Source organism: Mesorhizobium sp. M4B.F.Ca.ET.089.01.1.1 (genome assembly GCF_004022605.1).
Classification (GTDB): domain Bacteria; phylum Pseudomonadota; class Alphaproteobacteria; order Rhizobiales; family Rhizobiaceae; genus Mesorhizobium; species Mesorhizobium abyssinicae.
In genome coordinates, this window is the sequence record NZ_RZOS01000644.1 from 1 (window position 1) to 2440 (window position 2440).

2 protein-coding genes are annotated in these 2440 nt (G+C 66.6%); one reads left to right on the forward strand and one right to left on the reverse strand.

Annotation, left to right across the window (positions count from 1 at the left end):
* Window positions 1-2: 2 nt before the first annotated feature.
* Window positions 3-593 (forward strand): ribosome biogenesis GTP-binding protein YihA/YsxC, encoded by a 591-nt coding sequence (yihA, locus tag EN780_RS32100; protein ID WP_245500193.1) that lies wholly within the window; start codon window positions 3-5, stop codon window positions 591-593.
* A gap of 70 nt (window positions 594-663) precedes the next feature.
* On the opposite strand, the gene EN780_RS32105 is transcribed toward yihA, so the two are convergent.
* The coding region (locus tag EN780_RS32105) for a DNA translocase FtsK (RefSeq protein WP_245500194.1) at window positions 664-2440 on the reverse strand (1777 nt) is incomplete at its 5' end.

Sequence of the window (2440 nt, forward strand, 5' to 3'; positions counted from 1 at the left end):
GCGTGCCGGCGATGAAGTTCCTGCCGCCGGAGGGTCCGCCGGAGATCGCCTTCGCCGGCCGTTCGAATGTCGGCAAGTCGTCGCTGATCAACGCGCTGGTCGGCCAGAAGGGGCTGGCGCGGACCTCGAACACGCCGGGGCGCACGCAGGAACTCAACTATTTCGTGCCCGACGGTTTTTCCGGCGAAGGCGCCGACCTGCCGCCGATGGCGCTGGTCGACATGCCCGGCTACGGCTATGCCAGCGCGCCGAAGGAAAAGGTCGACGACTGGACGAAGCTGGTCTTCGACTACCTCAAGGGCCGCGTCACGCTGAAGCGCGTCTATGTGCTGATCGACGCCCGCCACGGCATCAAGGCCAAGGACGATGAGGTGCTGTCGCTGCTCGACAAGGCGGCAGTCTCCTACCAGATCGTGCTGACCAAGACCGACAAGATCAAGGCAGCCGGCGTGCCGCGGCTGATCGAGGAGACGCTGGCCAAGATCAAGAAGCGGCCGGCCGCCTTCCCGTTCGTCCTGGCGACGTCGTCGGAAAAGAGCGACGGGCTGGAGGAACTGCGCGCCGCGATCGTGCTGGCCGCCAACGGCGGCTGACGCACCCGCCGCGAAGGCACGTCCGGTCAAGCAAGACCGGCGTATCGCCCGGCCCCATCCCCGATCCTCGTCAATCCGTTTCGTCGCGCTCCGGCGCGTGGTCCCGCCGGCCGGCCAGGATTTCACGCTTGCCGACGTGGTTGGGCGTGCCGACCAGGCCCTCCTTCTCCATGCGTTCGACCAGCGATGCGGCGCGATTGTAGCCGATGCCGAGGCGGCGCTGGATGTAGGAGGTCGAGCATTTCTTGTCGCGCTTGACCACTTTGATGGCTTCCTCGTAGAGGGCGTCGCCGTCCTCTTCGGCCATCGCGCCCTTGTCGAAGACGGGACCCGCGTCGGCCGCCTCTTCTTCCGCCTCCTCGTCGGCGGTGACCGTTTCGAGATATTCCGGACGCCCCTGCGCCTTCAGATGCGCCACGACATGCTCGACCTCCAGGTCGGAGACGAAGGGTCCGTGCACGCGGACGATGCGACCGCCGCCGGCCATGTGCAGCATGTCGCCCTGGCCCAGCAACTGCTCGGCGCCCTGCTCGCCCAGGATGGTGCGGCTGTCGATCTTCGACGTCACCTGGAAGGAGATGCGGGTGGGGAAATTGGCCTTGATGGTGCCGGTGATGACGTCGACCGAGGGGCGCTGCGTGGCCATGATCAAGTGGATGCCGGCGGCGCGCGCCATCTGCGCCAGCCGCTGGATGGCGCCCTCGATCTCCTTGCCGGCCACCATCATCAGATCGGCCATCTCGTCGACGATGATGACGATGTAGGGCATCGGCGCCAGGTCGATCTCCCGTTCCTCGAACAGCGGCTCGCCCGTGCCCTTCTCGAAGCCGACCTGCGCCTGCATGACAACGACCTCGCCGTTGTCGCGGGCGGTGGCGGCGCGCTGGTTGTAGCCGTCGATGTTGCGCACGCCGAGGCGCGCCATCTTGCGGTAGCGGTCCTCCATCTCGCGCACTGCCCATTTCAGCGCCGTGACGGCCTTCTTGGAATCGGTGACGACGGGCGTGAGCAGATGCGGGATGCCGTCATAGACGGACAGTTCCAGCATTTTTGGGTCGACCATGATGAGGCGGCATTCCTCCGGCTTCATCCGGTAGAGCAGCGACAGGATCATGGTGTTGATGGCGACCGATTTGCCGGAGCCGGTGGTGCCCGCGACCAAGAGATGCGGCATCTTGGCCAGGTCTGCGATGACCGGCTCGCCGCCGATCGTCTTGCCGAGGCCCAGCGCCAGTTTGCAGGACGTGTTGCGGAAGCCGGCCGATTCGATCAACTCGCGGAAATAGACCGTCTCGCGCGTCTCGTTGGGCAGTTCGATGCCGATGACGTTGCGGCCGGGCACGACGGCGACGCGCGCCGAGATCGCCGACATGGAGCGGGCGATGTCATCGGCCAGGCCGATGACGCGGCTGGATTTCACGCCAGGCGCCGGCTCGAACTCGTAGAGCGTGACGACCGGACCAGGCCGGACATGGATGATCTCGCCCTTGACGCCGAAATCCTCCAGCACGCTTTCGAGCAGGTCGGCGTTCTGTTCCATCCGCTCCTGCGACATGTAGAAGCCCTGGCCCTCCGGCGGCATTTGCAGCAGGTCCTCGGACGGAAGCTCGTAGCCGGACGGGGCGGCCGACGGCACCACCTTGCCGGCGGCGGGCAGAGACGGCGCGCGCTTCGCGGTCCTGGCACTCTTTGGAACGGAAATTGGCGCGGCGGGCTCCGCTGCGGGCGCGCGAGGTTCAATCTCCACCGAAGCAGGCCGTGCGGCAGGCGTGCCGGCCTGTGCAGGGCTTGCGGCCGGACCGTTCGAACGCCATTCGATGATGCGGTAGGACGAAACTGCCTCGCGC